At 66.9% G+C, this 19020-nt stretch carries 11 protein-coding genes; 8 read left to right on the top strand and 3 right to left on the bottom strand.

Annotated features, from left to right (window positions below; genetic code table 11):
* Position 1: 1 nt before the first annotated feature.
* The 4 genes from B841_RS05515 to B841_RS05530 all read left to right on the top strand — a co-directional run bounded on the left by B841_RS05515 (position 2) and on the right by B841_RS05530 (position 6161).
* A complete protein-coding gene (locus tag B841_RS05515) occupies positions 2-478 on the top strand; it encodes a GNAT family N-acetyltransferase (protein ID WP_020934500.1) in 477 nt (158 codons plus the stop codon).
* Positions 479-619: 141 nt separating this feature from the next.
* The gene (locus B841_RS05520) at positions 620-1549 is read left to right on the top strand and encodes a hypothetical protein (protein WP_156844719.1); all 930 of its coding nucleotides are present in this window, start codon (positions 620-622) and stop codon (positions 1547-1549) included.
* 413 nt (positions 1550-1962) lie between these two features.
* Entirely contained in the window at positions 1963-3960 is a 1998-nt protein-coding gene (locus tag B841_RS05525) for a hypothetical protein (protein ID WP_020934502.1), read from the top strand.
* A 140-nt stretch (positions 3961-4100) separates the two neighbouring features.
* Complete coding sequence (locus B841_RS05530; protein WP_020934503.1) at positions 4101-6161, top strand: heavy metal translocating P-type ATPase; 2061 nt, start codon at positions 4101-4103, stop codon at positions 6159-6161.
* A gap of 6 nt (positions 6162-6167) precedes the next feature.
* Here B841_RS05530 and B841_RS05535 read toward each other — a convergent pair whose 3' ends face one another.
* From B841_RS05535 to putP, 3 genes are all read right to left on the bottom strand, one after another.
* Complete coding sequence (locus B841_RS05535; RefSeq protein ID WP_020934504.1) at positions 6168-8336, bottom strand: sigma factor-like helix-turn-helix DNA-binding protein; 2169 nt, start codon at positions 8334-8336, stop codon at positions 6168-6170.
* A gap of 145 nt (positions 8337-8481) precedes the next feature.
* Positions 8482-9075, bottom strand: a complete 594-nt coding sequence (locus tag B841_RS05540) for a GmrSD restriction endonuclease domain-containing protein (RefSeq protein ID WP_020934505.1) — start codon at positions 9073-9075, stop codon at positions 8482-8484.
* Positions 9076-9435: 360 nt separating this feature from the next.
* Entirely contained in the window at positions 9436-11004 is a 1569-nt protein-coding gene (gene putP / locus B841_RS05545; protein WP_020934506.1) for a sodium/proline symporter PutP, read from the bottom strand.
* A 210-nt stretch (positions 11005-11214) separates the two neighbouring features.
* Here putP and B841_RS05550 point away from each other — a divergent pair, with 210 nt between their 5' ends.
* Genes B841_RS05550 through B841_RS13320 form a run of 4 tightly spaced genes read left to right on the top strand, consistent with a single transcriptional unit; the run spans position 11215 to position 18978 of the window.
* On the top strand, positions 11215-14334 hold the full coding sequence (locus tag B841_RS05550) for a DEAD/DEAH box helicase (RefSeq protein ID WP_020934507.1): 3120 nt from the start codon (positions 11215-11217) through the stop codon (positions 14332-14334).
* The gene (locus B841_RS05555) at positions 14334-15137 is read left to right on the top strand and encodes an SWIM zinc finger family protein (RefSeq protein ID WP_020934508.1); all 804 of its coding nucleotides are present in this window, start codon (positions 14334-14336) and stop codon (positions 15135-15137) included. Before B841_RS05550 ends, B841_RS05555 begins: the two co-directional genes overlap by 1 nt.
* Positions 15138-15173: 36 nt before the next feature.
* On the top strand, positions 15174-16325 hold the full coding sequence (locus B841_RS05560) for a metallophosphoesterase family protein (protein ID WP_020934509.1): 1152 nt from the start codon (positions 15174-15176) through the stop codon (positions 16323-16325).
* 1 nt (position 16326) lies between these two features.
* Complete coding sequence (locus B841_RS13320) at positions 16327-18978, top strand: AAA family ATPase (RefSeq protein WP_020934510.1); 2652 nt, start codon at positions 16327-16329, stop codon at positions 18976-18978.
* The last annotated feature ends 42 nt before the right edge of the window (positions 18979-19020 follow it).

Below are 19020 nucleotides of genomic sequence, written 5' to 3' on the forward strand. Positions count from 1 at the left end.
GATGATTGTTCGGGAGATACGCGCCGAAGACAACGCGGCGGTGGCGGCCATCATCAGGGAATCGCTGGTGGCGCATGACCTGGCGATCCCTGGTTCCGCCTATGCCGACCCCGAGTTGGATGATCTGCACGGGCACTACCGCGGGCTGCATCACGCGCGGTATTGGGTGGCGGAGGTGGCCGGGGAGGTCGTCGGCGGCGTCGGCGTCGCCCCTTTTATCGGCGCCGGCGCGGTGTGCGAGCTCCAGAAGCTGTACCTGCGCCCCGACGTCCAGGGGCGGGGACTGGGCAGAAAGCTCATGGACACGGCCCTGGCTTTCGCCGCCGAACATTACCGGCATTGCTACCTGGAGACCATGCACGGGCTGAAGGCCGCGTGCGTCCTCTACGGAAAATACGGCTTCGAGTCGCTGCCTGAACCGCTGCCGGGGTCGGGGCATTCGGCCATGGACGCGTGGTATCTGAAGCGCCTGCCGTGACGGGCGCTAGCCCCACTCCAGCTTTGGATGACCCCCTTTTCCGCCTTTCGGTGGAAAGAAGGCCCCTGGCGGGCGGCGGAAAAAGAGCCGCTTCCCGGACACATATACATAATGCCCTCGCCATGTGGTGGAATAGTCTCCATGAGCGATATGCGAATCCTCCGCGAGACCGCCTATGAAGTAAAACAAATCATGGGCAGGAGCAAGCGGGCGGCGGTGGAGCGATGGATGCTCGAATTCGCCGCTGTAAACGTTCAGCTGACCGCGTGCCAGGCCATGGTCGCGGCAGAACAGTTGGCCCGACGATATGGGCCCATGAAAATATCCGTCAGAAGCATGTGGGATGAATTGTGCCGCACCCCGTTGCGCACAGAATTGGAATGGTCGCTGTACGACGCTTTCCCGCGGCCTTCCGCGCGCCCGATCATCGTCCCCGGCTCCCACGGCGAGGACGTGGAATTGTTTCTGGCCGCGGACGTCACGGGCGCGCCCCGCGACGAACTGATTGCCCCGGTGCGGTGGCGCACCGTTGGTGAGCCGGAGTTCCAGACCCCGGACTTCGAGGAGTTCGCCGGTTGCGTCGGTGAACGCGAGCGCGCCATGTTCGGCAAACTCTACGAAGCCAACGGCCTGGTGCAGTGGAACTTCAGCCTGCCGGACTACGCGCCCTGCTACCTCGACCTGGATGAGCCGGAAGAGGACGACCTCGGTTCCGGCGTGCTGTATCACTACGACCTCAACCCCCTGGTGCCCCCGCAGGCCGTGATGGGCCTGCTCCTGGGGATGGTCACGGAAGTCACGGCCCTGCACCTGCTGGGCGGCTTCGAAGGCGACGAGGACGACGAGGAAGTCGACGTCCGCGACTTGGCCAGCGATCTGGAATTGGACCTGATCGCCTGGTTGGCGGCGCGTCGCCTCCGCCAGAAGGCCCGCCCGGGCCTGGCGGCCGCGCAGTGGTTCGACTCCCCGTCGATCCCCGCTCCGGCGACGTTGCGGTGGGCGTTGGTCTTCGACGCCGCCGGTTCGGTGGAAGGGCTGATGCTCGGACACCGTTATGGAGTCAACGACTGACCTGAGACCGTGACGGCGTGAGCCGGGAGCGGGTGCGTCACCCTCCTCGGTGACGCACCCGCTTTTTGCTTTTCGACGCCCGCCTTTCAGCACGGGGTGGGCGTCTGGGTGGGCGGTGGGGCCCGTCAGGCGGGAAAACTTTTTAAAGGCCCGCCGCCCATAAGGTAAAACTCCTGGTTAACTGGGTAATCCGGAGAACGGCGCTCCCACTGGCATGCGCAGTCGAGTGTATTCTGGCGGGAAGCACGTGAAAGCCCGCGGCGCTGGAATGAACGTCTCGGGCTCGATGGGATTGAGACCTCTGAAGGGGGATGACGGCGGAAGAAGGAACGGCACGAACGTGTGCTCCGAGAACACGGCCCCGGCGTTTTTGCCGCCGGTGTCGTGCCGACAGAAAGCGGGGAAGTCAGATCATGGAACGGGCCTTTGAGGTGTACGCGAAAATTGACGCTGAGCTCCGTGAGGTGCTGGCCCCGGAGTCACACGCAGACGTCGAACGACGGATTCTGCGCTACGCCGTGAGCAACCCGCGGTTCTCCCTGTCCGTCGCGGTGCAGGTCGCGCGACACTACATCGTCGAAGCCGGGCCGGCCATAGAGATCCCGCTCATCCAGAGCTCCCGGTCCTGGCTCGCCCGCGGTTTCGTGCCCCACGCCGGGGCCCCGCCGATCCGGGTCGTCGAGCGTGGCGCCGAGATGACCTTGTGGGCGGCCGAACACGTCCGCCCCGTGGGCCCGGAACCGCGGGACCCCGCCGCGGAAGAGGCGGGCCCGCAGACGGAATTCTTCTTCCGGCACGCCGCCCCGGCAGAAGGGGCGCCTGATTACCTGCACCTGGGCGACGGCCTCAGCGACTACGGCCGGGAGTTGCTGGCGCAGCTGTGGCGCATCGGCGTCTACGTCGATTTCTCCGGGGAACTTCCGGACAACGTCGTCAGTGAGATCCAGACACGCGGGTATGGCGGCGGCGCCGCATTGGCGGGGCCCAGTCCCGCTGACCGGGAAGCAGAGTCCCGTTACCGCATCCTCCTGCCCCCGGACACCGAAGAAATCATGCCGACGGTGCTCCATGCCCTGGCCAAGATCGTCGCGGCGCACCTGCCGGTCAGGGGGATCGACGGTGAGGGGCGGCCACCCGTGCAGCCCTGGCGGATCGAATCCAGCCTCATCGTCCGCCTGGTTTCCCGCCGGCTGGGGTTGCCGGACTACGAAGACCACTGGGTGGAGGATTACCTCTATGGCCCTGCCGTGCCGGTGACCGGCTCAGTCCGGTGGTCGGTGGTCTTCATCGTCGCCGAATGCATGGAGGCGGTGCTGCGGGGTGAGGACGCCACCTGGGAGTTCCACGACTACATCACGGTGGCGGGCGAGGATCCGTCCGAAGACCCGGGTCCCGGCCGCGAACTGCTCACCGACAGGGAGGTGACCGACGTCGGAGATTACGTCGGCGCCGCCCTTGCGCTGTACGCCGATGGGGAGGTCCGGCGCGCCGCCGAGCGGCTCACGGCGGAGACCGTCGCGGGCAATCCCCAGTGGGCGCCGCATGACGCAGCGCTGCTGGGGGTGCAGGTGGCGGAGCTGACAGGGCGGGAGTCCACGTTGGAATCGTTGACCGGCAGCGAGGTCGGGGAGCTCGCCCGCGGCGTCTGGGCCAGTGAGCTCGAGTGGTCGGTGCGTGGCTACCGAGTCGTGCCGGAGGCGGTCGGGCTGGTGTTGGGGGACGGGACCAGCGTGTTCCGCGACTGCGACGTCGCCGCCATGGACCCGGAGGGCGCGGACTGGGGCGGGTTGGTCGCGGTGTCTGCGGAGCGGATGCAGTGGAGCCGGCGGCTGGTCGTGTCGGAGGAGAACGTGGGGCGCTACCAGGGATGGGAGGCCTACGGGGTCTCTGGGCAGGGGATCGAGTACCTGCGGAACCTATGGCGGATCGGCATGGTGGTGTTGCCGCCGGCCCTGGATCCGGAGGGCAACGCGTTTTCCGTGTCTCTCGGCGCCGACGCCCGCCCGGATTCACCGCCGCGGCCGCGGATGGCGCCGGGGGAGAACTGGTATCTGGTGCAGTTGTCCGTGCAGGACTACGCGGAGACGTTTTCTTCGGTGGCGATCGCCGTGGCGTCGTTGTTTCTGGGCCAGTACCCGAAAGTCTGGCTGGGGGAGGGCGTCAGCGACGTGGCGGAGGCACAGGGTGATACGGGGGCTGCGGGGTTGCGTGAGCTGCGGGTCGCCGCCGCGCTGGTGTGCCAACGCCTGGACATGGCGCCGCAGTGGGCCGGCGGGCCGTGGTGGAACCGGCTGGGGATGGGGGAGGAGGCCCTGCCGGAGGGCTTTGATTGGGCGCGCATGCTGGAGGCGGTGGACAAATCCGAGGACGTGTTCCGCGGCATCAGCCCGCAGTTGCCGGCGGAGTGGTGAGCTGAGCGGAAGCGGTGCGGACGGAAACGCCGTCGACATATACCCCTTAGGGGTATACGGTGGGGGTGAGGGGCCGACCGCACACGCAGGGGAAGCGTCGCCCCCTTCGCCGTCACCCACCCCGCAGAGGAGGACATCCTATGGCCGCGGCTCACGACACCGGCCGCCACGCTCACCACCAGCACGAGAAGCAGGCGGATCATACGGGGCACGGAGATCACCACGACCATCACGATCACGGTGACCACGCCGCGGTCTTTCGCCGCCTGTTCTTGATCATGCTCGTCTTGGGCGTGCCCACCGTGCTGTTTTCGCCGATGTTCGGCGACCTGCTCGGCTACGAAGTCAGCGGCGCCGGCCTGTGGGTCTCGCCGATCCTGGGCAACGTCATGTACTTCTGGGGCGGGCAACCCTTCCTGGAAGGGGCGTGGGATGAAATCAAACAGCGCCGACCGGGCATGATGCTGCTGGTCGCCCTGGCGATCACCGTCGCCTTCCTCTCCTCCTGGGCGGCCACCCTCGGGTGGATCAACCCGGAACTGGAGCACTGGTGGGAGCTGGCGCTGCTGATCGTGATCATGCTGCTGGGCCACTGGATCGAAATGCGCTCCCTGTCGCAGACCAGCTCCGCGTTGGACTCTCTCGCGGCGCTGCTGCCCGACGAGGCCGAGCGCGTCGTCGGCGATGACGTGGAGAAGATCAGCCCGGCGGAACTGCGCCTCGGAGACGTGGTCATCGTCCGCCCGGGCGCGTCCCTGCCCGCCGACGGCCACGTCATCCAGGGTTCGGCGAGCATGGACGAGTCAATGATCACCGGCGAATCCGCCACCGTCCGCCGCAGGGAAGGTGACGCCGTGGTCGCCGGCACGGTGGCCACCGACTCCGGCCTGCGCGTCGAGGTCACCGCCCTGGGCGAAGACACCACGCTGGCGGGCATCAGCAAGCTCGTCGACGACGCGCAGAATTCCTCTTCCCGGGCCCAACGCCTGGCGGACCGGGCCTCCGGCTGGCTGTTCTGGTACGCGCTGGCCGCGGCGGCGGTCACCGCAGCGGTGTGGATGCTGATCGGCACCCCGGAACAGGTCGTCGCCCGCGTGATCACGGTGCTGGTCATCGCCTGCCCGCACGCCCTGGGGCTGGCGATCCCGCTGGTGGTCTCCACCTCCACGGAACGCGCCGCGCAGGCCGGGGTGCTGGTCACCGACCGCATGGCCCTGGAAAGCATGCGGGACGTGGACACCGTGCTCTTCGACAAGACCGGAACCTTGACCAAGGGCACCCCGACCGTCAACGGCGTCGAATCCGTCGACATGTCGGACGACGCGCTCCTCGCCGTGGCCGCCGCCGCAGAATCCGACTCCGAGCACCCGCTGGCCACCGCCATCGTCGGCGCCGCCCGCGACCGCGGGCTGACCGTCCCGCCCGCCACCGACTTCAGCTCGTCTCCGGCGGTCGGCGTCGAAGCCCGCGTCGACGGCCGTCTCGTCCAAGTCGGAGGGCCATATCTGCTGGAACAGGAGAACCAGCGGGAACTGGAGGTCGCCGAAAAGTGGCGCACCGACGGCGCGATCATCCTGCACGTGCTCATCGACTCCCGCGTCGCCGGGGCGCTGCGGCTCGACGACGAGGTCCGCCCCGAGTCCCGGGAGGCGGTCGACGCCCTGCACTCCCGTGGCGCCCGCGTCGTCATGATCACCGGCGACGCCGAAGCAGTGGCGGCCTCAGTCTCCGCCGAACTCGGCATCGATGACTATTTCGCCGGCGTACGTCCCGAGGACAAATCCGCCGCGGTGCGTTCCCTGCAGGAACAGGGCCGGCGGGTGGCCATGGTCGGGGACGGCGTCAACGACGCCCCCGCCCTCGCCCAGGCGGACGTGGGCGTGGCGATCGGTGCGGGCACCGACGTGGCCATCGCCTCCGCCGGAGTCGTCCTCGCCTCCGACGACCCGCGGGCGGTGCTCTCCGTGTTTGCGCTGTCGCAGGCCGCCTACCGCAAGATGGTGCAGAACCTCTGGTGGGCCGCCGGCTACAACCTCCTGGCCGTGCCCCTGGCCGCCGGCGTGCTCGCCCCCTTCGGGTTCATTCTGCCGATGTCCGTCGGCGCCGTCCTGATGTCGCTGTCCACGATCATTGTGGCGCTCAACGCCCAGACCCTGCGCCGGCTGGACCTCAGGCCGGAGGCCGTGATCACCGACGGATAGCGGAGACTAACTTCCCGCTTTTTCGTTCCGGTGCCGTTCCAGCAGCGTGACTATGTCGTCGTCGCCGCGTTTGGTCAGGGCCGCGATGATATCGGTGACTTCGGCGCCGGCGTCCAACCCGATCGCGGTGGCCAGCCGGTCACGCACGGTGGCCACGGCGCGGGCGGGTCGGCCACCCGCCAACCGCAGCGCATCATCGAGTGGGGCACCGGTCAACTCTGCGACCGGCTCGATGTCGAAGTGCCCGTCGTTGCGGAAGACGAGGAACACGTCGTCGCCCTCCTCGAAATCTTGCTCATGCAGGATACGGCGGATAGTCCCCAGATACGGTTGCGGCCCCGTCCAGCCCACAGTCTGGCCGCCCATCGGCGACGGCAATGTCCGGGACTGTCCATGATCGAGGTCCAGCAGATTGATCGCAGCGGTCGGCAACGGTGAAGCGCTGCCGCGAAGGTGCTCAGAATTAATGGTGATGCGATGGATCCACGAGTTCCACCGACGGAACATACGTGCGGTGTCCTCGGGTTGTCGGTCCGGGCGCTTCGACTTCGACGCCAACGAGACGACCCCGCCGTTGGACTCGAAAGGTTGCTGCATGGCGTAGGACATGACGCTCTTTTCCGAGACAGTGAACGAGGAGGTGATTTCCTCGATGAGCTTACGCAGCGGAACTTCGCCGCCTTCACGCTCCAGAATCTTCCGGATCGCAGGCTTAATTCCCATGTAGGAGTCGAGACCCCAAGCCACCAGTCCCCACGTGTCGAGGTCAGTCCGCTCGATACGCTCATCCTTGGCGAAGGCGTTGCGAGCAGTGCGGATTGTGCGCTCTTCCTCGAATTTCTCGAGGATCTCTGCAGTTGTCATCGGGGTGCCCTCGATAGAGAGAATCGCGGCGCCATAGTCCTGCACTGAACCGGTGTGGACGAGAACATGATCGTCGAGAATGGTGAAACCGCAGCGGATGAGCCATTTCTTCGTTCGGAGGAGGGAGTCTGACTCGTCAGAGGTGGGCACCTTGTCGACGTCTAGGAAGGACGCCGCGCCGAACTCATCTGCGGCCTCCTCGACCTGGCTGATGGTGCGGGCGACGGCTTCTTCTTCGGAGGGGCGCAGACACCACCCGTCGACGATTTCGTACTGGTCGTCAAACCGGTCCAACACCCGCCAGACGGGTTGTCCCACGGAGGTGACTTCTTCGGCGAGCGCCGGGATCCGCAACTGCAGATCCTCGATGCGCACCACCGACTGGACCATCGCGTTGACGGAACGAATGACCGCGGCCATAACGGTGTTGCCGTTCAGCGCGGCCAACAGCGCGTCCTTGTACTGATTTTCCAGCTGGCGGACCCGCTCCCGAGTCAGGTCCAGTTCGTCGCCGAGGGATTGCAGATTGGCCGGGGTATCGGCGAAGGTGCGTTTCCGCAGAATCAGGGGAGCGCGCTCATCGAGCTTCGCAATTTCTTCGTCGATGAGCACACTCAAGTCTTTGGAGGCTCGCTCGGGAGGCAGGACCCCGACGGCGCTGATGCGTTCAATGTCGGCCCGTACCTCGGTGATCTGTGCCGGGGTAAAGGGCTGCTGCGGGCCCAACAACGGGGCGTCCGGCAATCCGATCGCGACGTTCCACTCCGCCAGCCGCTGCAACTGCTCCGCCAGATGCGCCACCCATGCCGGTCCGGAATCGGCTGCGGGTTCCATGCTGTCCCACTCGAGCAACTCGTCGACGTCGACTTCCGTGACCTCGGGTGCGGCCTCCAAGCTTCGATGGATCACGGCGCTGAGCAGAGATGCACGCCGGGTCGCGCCGAGTTTGTGCCAGTCGGCGATGTCTTCGATGGTGAGCGTCGCCAGGTCCTGGCCGGTCACGACGCCGTTGTCGATCAAGGCCCGCTGAATGCTGGCGGTTATGGCGATATCGAGAAGATCGAGGGAAGCCGGAAGATCGGGGATGAGCTCACCGACCGTCATATGTGCTTGTTCTGCAGCGAGCAAAGCGATGTCGTCGATCCTGCTGAAATAGTTTCCGGTGTCATCGGGGTCGATCCGCACATCCCATTTCAGGTCGTCGAGCCCCGCCATCCATGGAAAGACGTCTAACCAGGTGCTCCGCTCCTCGTCTTGGTAGAGAGAACCTGAAAAGTCCTCGAACGCTTCCGTGTAATCGTTGCCCGTCATCGTGTGCTCGCCACCCTTTCACTTCACCGCGGAACACAGAGGGAGTCACTACTCGCTGCGGGCGCGGTTTTTGCCGTTGTCCCAGGATTCTGCCAGCTCCGTATTCTGGGCGGCAATGAACCCCGCCCTTGCCTCGCATCGATCATCACGGCAGGGCGGGCAGCGCGGAACACTGCGCGCGCATCACCCGGGCGTCCTCACCGGGCAACGCCAGACCGTAGACGGCCGCCACCTCCGCCAGGCGCTGGACGTACCAGCAGCGGGCAGCCGGGTCCGGCGGCAACCACTGCGCAGGCAGTTGGTCGGACTTCTGCTGGTTGACCGACCGGTGCACGGCCACCAGATTGCGCGGATCGTTCGCGAACGCCAGCCGGCGGGCGTCATCCCAGGAATGCGCCCCCAAATCCCAGGCGGCCGACAGCGGAAAAATGTGGTCGATCTCCACCTCGCCGGCGACCAGATCCTCGCCCGCGTACGGATCCCGGGCCACGGTATGCGGCAGTGCGCAGTCAGCGGCGGGCGCCACGGCGAACTGCGTGTTGATCACCGCCTCCCGCATCGTGCAGCCGCCCTCAGGCCGCCAGCCGGCGCCGAAAGCCGCCCGGTCATAACCGAGCACGCGCACCCGCTGCGGCACCTCGGGGACGTCCGCCAGCGAGTGCTCCACCGGCGCCAGGTCCTCCTGCTGCAGCGGGGCCTGCCGAGGCAGCCACGTCCACGCCGCAGCCACCACGGTCACGAGAGAAAGAATTGCCAGATACACGGGAAACGGTCTGATAGACACACCCCTTTAGACTGCGCGGCCGGGGTGGCGGGTTCCCCCGGGGCGGGGCGTGGCGTAGGGATGTGCCCGTTCCAGGGGCGGGAAGATTTTTATCGTGGCCTGCAGGCGGGTTTCCTCGTCACCGACCCGGAGGACGCAAAAATTAACGGAAAAGTAGCAATGCGCAGACGAAAAGGCGCAATTTCCCGGCCAGGGCTAAGAATCTTGCGCTTCACGCCCTCTGCGCTCATCCGGCCCCGCGCACACCCACTCCACGCCAAAGCCGCCCTCCGAAGAGGAGGGCGGCTTGAGCGGCAAGCAGAGGGGAAGACGTGGCTATGAGATCGTCTTCGGCTCCGTTGCGGCGGGCTCGGCGGCCGCGCGGACGGGGGTCTTGCGCTCGGCGAGGGTGACCGCCTCATCGAACTCGTCCACGATCTCCTGCTGCGGGGGCTTCGTGGCCAGGGTGACGATGATCATGACCACCGTGGAGGCGATGATGCCCGGCACGATCTCGTACATCAGATCGGAGAGCGGGGACATGCCCCAGCCAATGGAGACCACGGCGCCGGTGGCCATACCGGCGATGGCGCCGGCGGAGTTCAGTCGCTTCCAGTACAGCGAGGCGAGCACGATCGGGCCGAAGGCCGCACCGAAACCTGCCCAGGCGAAGCCGACCAGACCCAGGATCGAGTCATTCGGGTTGATCGACAGCGCCAGCGCGATCAGCGCGACGACCAGCACCGCGCCACGCGACAGGAGCAGCAGCGTGCGCTCGGACGGCTTGGTCTTGGCGACGATCTTGTACAGGTCCTCGATCAGCGAGGAGGAGACGACCAGCAGCTGCGACGACATGGTGGACATGATCGCGGCCAGCACGGCGGTCAGCACCAGACCCGCGATCAGCGGGTGGAACAGGATGCGCGACAGGTCCAGGAAGACCGTCTCGAAGTTGACCTGGTCGGTGACCGCGGCGTCGTTCTGCGCGAAGTAGACCGTGGACACCAGGGCGGTCATCAGACCGCCGAGAAGGGCCAGCGCCATCCAGGAGACGCCCCAGAAGCGGCCGGCCTTGGCCTCGCTCGGGGAACGCAGCGCCATGAAGCGCACGATGATGTGCGGCTGGCCGAAATACCCCAGGCCCCACGCCAAGTTGCCGATGATCACGGCGGCGGAGACGCCCGCGAACATGCTGAAGTACGTCGTGTTGAGGTCGTCCTCCGTGTACGACGCGTAGGGGTTATCGGCGGCGAAGGAGAAGATGTCGCCCGGGTTGTCCAGTGCGATCAGGCCCATGATCGGCACGACCAGCAGCGACACCAGCATGATCAGCCCCTGCACCACATCCGTGTAGGACACGGCGAGGAAGCCGCCGACGAAGGTGTAGATGATCGTGATCGCCGCGACGACGAGCATGCCGGTCAGGTAGTTGCCGTCGAAGGTCGCCTCGAAGTAGCGCCCGCCGGAAACCATGCCGGAGGCCACGTAGAACGTGAAGAAGAAGATGATGATGACGGCGGAGAGAATGCGCAGCGCACGAGACTTGTCGCGCAGCCGGTTCTCGAAGAAGCTGGGCACGGTGATGGAGTTCTGCGCGACCTCGGTGTAGGCGCGCAGGCGCGGAGCGACGAACTTCCAGTTGGCCCAGGCGCCGATCAGCAGGCCGATGGCCATCCACGCTTCACTCATGCCGGTGAGGAAGAGTGCGCCGGGCAGGCCCATCAGCAGCCAACCGGACATGTCCGAGGCGCCGGCGCTCAGTGCGGCGACGAACGGGGGGAGTCCTCGACCGCCGAGCACGTAGTCGTCGTACTGGCTCGTCTGGCGGTATCCCCACCAGCCGATGGCCAGCATGATCGCCAGGTAGATAACGATGGCGATGATAAACCAGGTTTGCTCTGTCATGGACAGTTTCCTTGCGTCTGCAATCGAATGAATAAATCGGGCAAAACTAGCGCGCCAGCTAACACCGGCGCACAAGCAGTGACTCACCCTACGTGCTTATGGCTCGGAACACATCCTCTCCACTCATATGGGTGCATCAGGAAGTTGAAAGGTTTCCTTAACCCGACCGTTCCTTCGTCCTCGGCCCCTGCAAGTGGTACAAAGACCTTTATGGCTTCTTTCCTCCTGCACGGTCTCTGGTTGGGCGGATCCGGGCTCAACCTCTGGATCGAGCAGGCTGAGGGACGGCGCATCGTCCTGCCTTCAGCCGTGCCCTCCGGCACTTTCCCCCCGACGATTGAAGCGATGCTCGACGACGACTCCTTCCGGCACCGCGCCAAGGTCAAGCTCCAGACGCCCAAAGGCAAGGCCGTCGAGTTGATCATCCCCACGATGGCGCTGGGCCCGGAAAAGCTCATGCGTTTCCTCTCCCAGGTCGCCTTCCTCGACAGCTCCGACCCGGCGGCCACCAAAGCGCAGCGCGCGTCGCTCGCCCCGGACCTGTACTGGTTGTTGCGCATGTACACGGGCTTGAGCAAATTCGTGCGCGCCGGGCGCGTGACCATCAAAATGTCCTATTCCGACGACGCCTGGTGGCCCCAGTGGCAACTGGCCTCCGGGCTGGGGGAACGCGGGTGGCTGGCGGAGATGATCGCCGCCGCCCCGGGCATCCTCACCGTCAATAACCCGCTGTTGAGCGAGGACGTCGCGGAGAACCTGGTCCACTGGATCGCCGCCGACCGCCTCTCCGGACACATCGACGACCCGCGTCCATACCCCTGGCACGACTTCGCGGACTCGTTGTTGAACTCCACGCCCGTCCGCCGTGGCGGGGCGGGGCTGCTGCGCGCGCTCAACGACTGGAAGAACTCGATCACCGCCGTCGACCTGCAGCTGGTGTTCATCGTCGAGCAGCCCCCCAACGACGACGAGATGACTTTCTCCGGCCAGGCGGAAGAAGGCGGGGGCACGGACCCCGCGGGCCTGTACTGGCCGGTGCGCCTGCAGGTGCGTTCGGGGACGGACGCCCCGCGCCCGGTGCGCGAGGAGAACTTCGACTCCGGCACCGTGGAATTGTTGCGACAGTCCCTGCGCCGCGCGGTCACGGTGTCGCCGATGGTCGACGCCGCCCTGCACCCGCGCCCGGCGGGAGGCCCCGGCCCCGAGTCCCCCGCCCAGCGCGGCGACTGGGACGTGTATCTGACGACGGAAGAGATCGTCGACTTTGTGGCCAAGGAGGCCGCCAAGCTCCGGACCGCCGGATTTTCCGTCATGCTGCCCAGGGCCTGGTCCACCCAAGAGACCACCGCCCGGCTGGAGACCTCCGAGGTGACTGATCCGGCGGTGTCCGCGACGCAGTCGCACATCGGACTGGACCAGCTCGTCGAGTACAACTGGCGGCTGTCCGTCGGCGACGTGGAACTGACGGACGAGGAGATGGCCGAGCTGGTCAACTCCAAAACCGGTCTGATCCGGTTGCGCGGGGAGTGGGTGCTGGCGGACAAGAGTTCCCTGGCCAAGATCAACGAATACATGGAGCGGCTCGCAGAGTCCTCCCGGCAGCGCGAGCGCACGATCCTGGACAAGGCGGCGATGGACGCGGAGTTCGCCCGCATCAATCAGCTGCCCGGCTGGGAGGAGAAGGCCGCATACGCGGAACAGCTGCACGAGCGCTTCAACGACCGCTACGCCGGTTTCGGCGAAGTCACGCTGGCGGAACTGCGCCAGCTCGCCCTCGAGTCCGCCGCGGATGAACCGGTCGAATTCACCGGCTCCACCTGGCACGCCGGGCTCCTGGGCAACCCGACCACCGTCGCCCCCGAGCGCATCGACTTGCCCGACACCGTCCACGCCGAGCTGCGCGAATACCAACGCCGCGGCGTCGACTGGCTGTACTGGATGTCGCGCAACAACTTGGGCGCCGTCCTCGCCGACGACATGGGCCTGGGCAAGACCCTGCAGCTGCTGAGCCTGTTGGCCGTCGAGCACGACCGCGGGGAAGTCACCGGCCCGACGCTGGTGGTGGCCCCGACCTCCGTGGTGGGCAACTGGGCGCGCGAGGCCGAAAAGTTCGTGCCGTCGCTGCGCGTGATCGTCCAGCACGGCACCGACCGTCTCCACGGCGAGGAGCTGCAGGAGGCGATCGCCGAGGCGGATCTGGTGATCACCTCCTACGGCATCGTCGGCCGCGACCACAAAGAACTGGCCGAGACGGCCTGGGACCGCGTGGTCCTCGACGAGGCGCAGGCGATCAAAAACTCCACCACCCGTTCCTCCAAGGCCGCCCGCGCCCTGCCGTCGCGCCACCGCATCGCGCTGACGGGTACCCCGGTGGAAAACCGGTTGAGCGAACTGCGCTCCATCCTCGACTTCGTCAACCCCGGCATCCTGGGGTCGACGAGCTTTTTCCGCAATCACTTCGCCAAAGCCATCGAACGCGACCAGGACGGGGAGATGACCGAGCGGCTGCGGAATCTGACCAGCCCGTTTATCCTGCGCCGGTTGAAGACCGACCCGGCGATCATCGACGACCTGCCAGACAAGGACGAAGAGATCCTCACCGTCGACATGACCAGCGAGCAGGCGTCGCTGTACAAGGCGCTCGTCGACGAGGTGCAGAAGCAACTGGAGGAACGCGAAGGCATCGCCCGCCGCGGCCTGGTGCTGGCCACCCTGACGCGCATCAAGCAGATCTGCAACCACCCGGCGCAATTCCTCGGCGACGGGTCCGCCGTCACCGTCAAGGGGCGGCACCGCTCCGGCAAAGTCGCCGAACTCATGCGGCTGATGGAGCTCGCGCTGGAGACGGAGCAGCGCATGCTCATCTTCACCCAGTACCGCGCCTTCGGCGACATCCTCCAGCCGTATCTTTCGGAACGGCTCGGGGAGAAAATTCCCTTCCTGCACGGCGGGACCACCAAGACCGGCCGCGACAAGATGGTCGAAGCCTTCCAGGCCGACGATGGCCCGCGGGCGATGATCCTGTCGCTCAAGGCGGGCGGCACCGGCCTGAACCTCACGGCCGCGTCCATGGTCGTGCACATGGACCGCTGGTGGAACCCGGCGGTGGAGAACCAGGCCACCGACCGTGCCTTCCGTATCGGCCAAGAGAAAAACGTGCAGGTCTACAAGATGATCACGGCAGGTACACTCGAAGAGTCGATCCAGGACATCCTCGACGGCAAGACCCAACTCGCCGGCGCAGTCGTCGGCGAAGGCGAGGGCTGGATCACCGAGCTTGATCCGGAGCAGTTGGCGCAGCTGATGAGCTACCGGGGGAGGGAGAACTGATGGCCGCACGCCCGCAGGACGACAACGTCATCTACGCCAACTTCGGCGCCCGCACGCGCGTGACCAGCGCGGAGGAAACCGGCCCGCAGCGGCGCGAGAACACCTACCGCACTTCCGGGGCGATCCGAGTCTTCGACGCCGCCGTCTCCCGCTCCGACCAGGGGCGGGTCAACCGCGGCCGGCAGTACCACCAAGCCGGCAACGTCATTGACTTGGACATCCGCAACGGGTCGGTTCACGGCCACGTCGCCGGCTCCCAGAACGACCCGTTCACGGTGACGATCGCCCTGCCGTACCGCTCGGCCGACGATCTGGATCAGGTGGCGCAGGAACTCGCGCGCACCACCAACGGGATGTCCCGGGCGCGCCGGGGGCAGCTGAGTGACTCGGTGCTGGACACGCTGCTCGCGGCCGACGCCGAGGATTTCCGCTTCATCTGCAATTGCCCCGACTACGTGACGGTGTGCAAGCACGTCATCGCGGTGGCCGACAGGTTGGCGGAGATGCTCGACGCGGATCCGCCGGCGGTGTTCCGGCTGCGTGGCATGGATCTGGGCCGTCTGGAACACGCCGTGATGGGTCAGGCGCAGGAGGTGGCCAAGGAGTCCCAGGCCGAGGACAGTGACCTGTTTTGGGAGGGGCGTCCGCTGCCGGATCTGCCGGACCCGCAGGTCGCCCCGGCGCTCGACGACTCGGACCTGGACCTGCTGCACAAGGCGATGCGGATGGTGTCTTTCACCAACGTCGACCAGCTGCGCGCGGTCTCCGACATCGAGGACTTGTACGACTACCTGACCAGGTGACCGGGCGTGATCGCCCAGACGTGCTAAAGATGAAGCATGACTCGCGTGACCTTCATCCACACCTCCGACCTCCAGCTGGGCATGATCCGGTGGTACCTGGGCCAGGACGGCCAGGCGTTGTTCGACGATTCCCGACTCAAAGCCGTGGCCAGGCTCGGTGAGCTGGCGACGGAACACGACGCCGAGTTCATCGTCGTCGCCGGCGACGTCTTCGAACACAACTCCCTGTCCGACCGCGTCACCGGGCGCGCGCTGGAGGCGCTGCGGGCGCTGCCGGTGCCCGTCTACCTGCTGCCCGGCAACCATGACCCGCTGGTCGCCGACTCCATCTTCCGCCGCACCGACGGCATCGACGGCGTGCACGTCGTGGTCGACTCCGAGCCGCTCGAAGTCGCCGAGGGCGTGGAACTGGTCGGTGCGCCGTGGCGCTCCAAGCACCCGACCGGCGACTTGGTGCGCGCGATGCTGGAGCCCTTGGCGCCGACCGACAAGATCCGCCTCGGACTGGCGCACGGCCAGGTGGAGGCCTTCGGCGGGGAACCCGCGCCCGGGCTGATCGACCTGGCCAACGTGGAGACCAAGCTTATCGACGGCACCCTGGACTACCTCGCCCTGGGCGACACCCACTCCACCGCCTCGTTGGGCGATTCCGGGGCGGTGTGGTTCTCCGGCTCCCCGGAGACCACCGACTACCACGAGCGCGTCGGCGACGAGACCGGCGGCGAGCACGATTCGGGCAACACCTTGGTCGTGACCGTGGACAAAACCGGCGTCGGCCGGTCCCGCGTGGAGGTGAAGAAGGTCGCGGTCGGGGAGTGGACCTTCGACGCGCTGCACGAGGAGCTGTACTCCCAGGAGGACGTCGACGCCTTCCTGGCCAAGCTGGACGCTTACCCGGACAAGACCCGCACCTGCATCAAGTACGCCCTGGAGGGCTCGCTGTCGTTGACCGCGACCCGCGCGCTGGAGGAAGGGTTGAACGAGCGCGTCCCGGTGTTCACCGCCTTATACGACCGGGAAAGGCTGAACAGGCTGACCCTGGAACCGGAGGACGACGAACTGGCCTCCCTGGAGCTCGGGGGCGTGGCCGGCGAGGCCATGGCCGAGCTGCTGCGCGAGGAGTTGGATGACACGGAAGCCCGCGACGCCGTCAACCTGCTGTTCCGTCTGACCAAGGAGGCCCAGTAACATGCGCCTGCACTCACTGACCATCGACAACGTCCGCGCCATCGACCGGCTGGAGATCGAGGACCTGCCGGACAGCGGCGTCATCGTCATCCACGGCGACAACGAACAGGGTAAGTCCACCATCCTGGACGCGCTCGACGCGCTGTTTTCCATCAAGCACACCGGCGCACCGCAGAAAATGAAGGACTTCCAGCCCGTCGGCCGCGACGAGCCCCCGGCCGTGTCCGCGACGATGACGATCGGGCCGTACACCTTCAGCGTGTTCAAGCAGTGGCTCCGACGGAAAAAGGCGGAGCTGAAGATCTCCGCCCCGCGACGCGAGAGCTTCACCGGCGGTGAGGCGGAGGACAAGCTCGCCGAAATTCTCGACGAACACCTGGACAAGCAGCTGCTGCAGACCCTCTTCCTTCGCCAAGACGACCTCGGCGAGGGCATCGCCGCCGCCGGCATCCCCTCCCTGCAGTCTGCGCTGGTCGGCGGGGAGGACGACGACGTCGACGGGGAGCCGGCCGCCGAGGACGACGCCCTGCTGCACGCCATCGAACGCGAATACCAGCTGTTCTACACGGCCAAAAGCGGAAAACCCACCAAACGCCTCGAGCAAGTGGACAAAGACCACGAGCGCGCCGCCGCGGCACTCGAGGAAGCCCGCAGCGAGGTCGCCCGCCTCGACAGCTTCGTCGAGCAGGTCGAAACGCACGAACGCTCCCGCGACGAGGCCGCGGATTCCCTGCCGGGCGCTCACGCGGCAGTCGAGGACGCGCAGCAGAAACTCGCCGACGCCCGCCGCACAGAAGAAAAAGCCGCCGGACTGCGTCAGCGTGTGGAACTGGCCACCCGCGACCTGGAAGCCGCCCGGGCACGAGTCGCCGAACGCTCCGGACTCCGGGAACGGCTGGAAGAGCTCACCGGGCAGGCCGAAGAACTGCGTGTTCAGGCCGACGCAGTGAAGGACAAGGCAGAGGAAGAACACTCCCGGGTCGCCGAACTCACCGGCGAATTGGACGAGGCCAAGAAAAAGCGCGCCGCCGCCCAGCAACGGGCACGCGCCGCCGCGAAGGACGCGGAGCTGCTGCGCGATCTCACCCGCCGCGATGAGCTGCGGGACCAGCTCGCAGACATCGAGAAACTGGAGGACACCCTCCACCAGTGCCGTCGCGAGGCGGGCGGTCGCCGGGTCACCGACGACGACGTCGACGCTGTGCAGCAGGCCGCCAACGACCTGGCGGTGGCCACCGCACTGCACGAGCGCACCGTGCCGAAACTACAGTTGAGCGCCGATGCGGGCACCACGATCACCGTGGACGGGGAGGAACATCCCCTCGGCGAAGACGCTCACGCGGTCGAACTCACCGACGGCACCACCCTGGGCATCGGCGACGTCACCGCCGTCTACCACGCCGGCTCAGCCACCGGCGCGGATGCCGCCGAGGCGGTGGAGGCGGCCCGGGCGGCAGTGGACGAGCTGTTGGCGGACCTCGGCTGCGACAGCCTCGAGCAGGTGCGCGCCGAACGTGACCGCTGTGTCACGGCCGATGCGGCGCTGGCCGACGCGCACAAAGAGCTGGACCGGGCCCTGGCGGGGCGCCCGGCCGCAGAGATTCGCGCGGAACTCGACCGGTTGTCCGACGCCCTCGAGGACGCGGACCTTCCCGAGGACCTGGACGCGGAGACCGCCGCCGACGCCGTGAAACAGGCGGATGACGACCGGGATGAGGCCGACCAGCTCGTCGACGAGCTGGAACACCGCCTCGAGCCCTGGCGTGAGAGCACCGCGGCGACGGACACGGCGACGCTGCAGGCGCGCCGGGAGGTGCTCGACGAGCAGCTCACCCAGCTGCGCACTGAGCTGGAGGAGGCCGTTGCCGACTGCCCGGACGAGACGCTGGCAGAGGCGGTCGATCAGGCCGACGCCGCACTCGCCGAAGCGCGCGCCGCCGCCGACCAGGCAGATCAAGAGGTCGCGGAGGCCGATCCGCAGCTGCAGGAAGAGTTGCTGCGCAGCGCGCAGGCGAGGGTGAAGTCCCTGGACGGCCGCCACCAGGAAGCTACGCTGGCGTTGGCGCGCTTGACCAGCTACATCGACCAGGCCGCCGGGGCGGCGGAACGACTGCAGCAAGCCGTCGCCGAGGAGGAGACCGCCTCCCGGCTGCGGGACAGCATCCAGCGCCGGGCGGCGGCCGCCTCGCGGCTGCGGGACGTGATCAAGCGCCACCACCAGGCGGCTCGCTCCCGGTATGCGCAGCCTTTCGCCGACGAGCTGATCGCCCTGTCCAAGACGGTCTTCGGCCCGGAGGTGGATTTCTCCCTCTCCGACGACCTCGCCGTCCGGCAGCGTTCCATCGGGGACGTCACCGTGCCGCTGGCGTCGCTGTCGGGTGGCGCGAAGGAGCAGTTGGCGATTCTCACCCGCTTCGCCGTCGCCTCGTTGATCAGCCGGGGCGAGGGCGGGGAGGACACTTCGATGCCGGTGGTCGTCGACGATGCGCTGGGGTCGACGGATCCGACGCGCCTGCAGCGCATGGGCGCGCTGTTCGACCGGATGGGTCGTTCCAACCAGGTCATCGTGCTGACGTGTTTCCCGCAGCGCTATGACTGGGTGGCGGATAAGACGCAGTATCCGATCACTGAACTGAAGTCCGCGGGGAAGTAGCGAAGGCGCTTTCAGGCGGCAGACACACGGTCGGCCCGACAC

The organism is Corynebacterium maris DSM 45190 (genome assembly GCF_000442645.1).
Lineage (GTDB): Bacteria > Actinomycetota > Actinomycetes > Mycobacteriales > Mycobacteriaceae > Corynebacterium > Corynebacterium maris.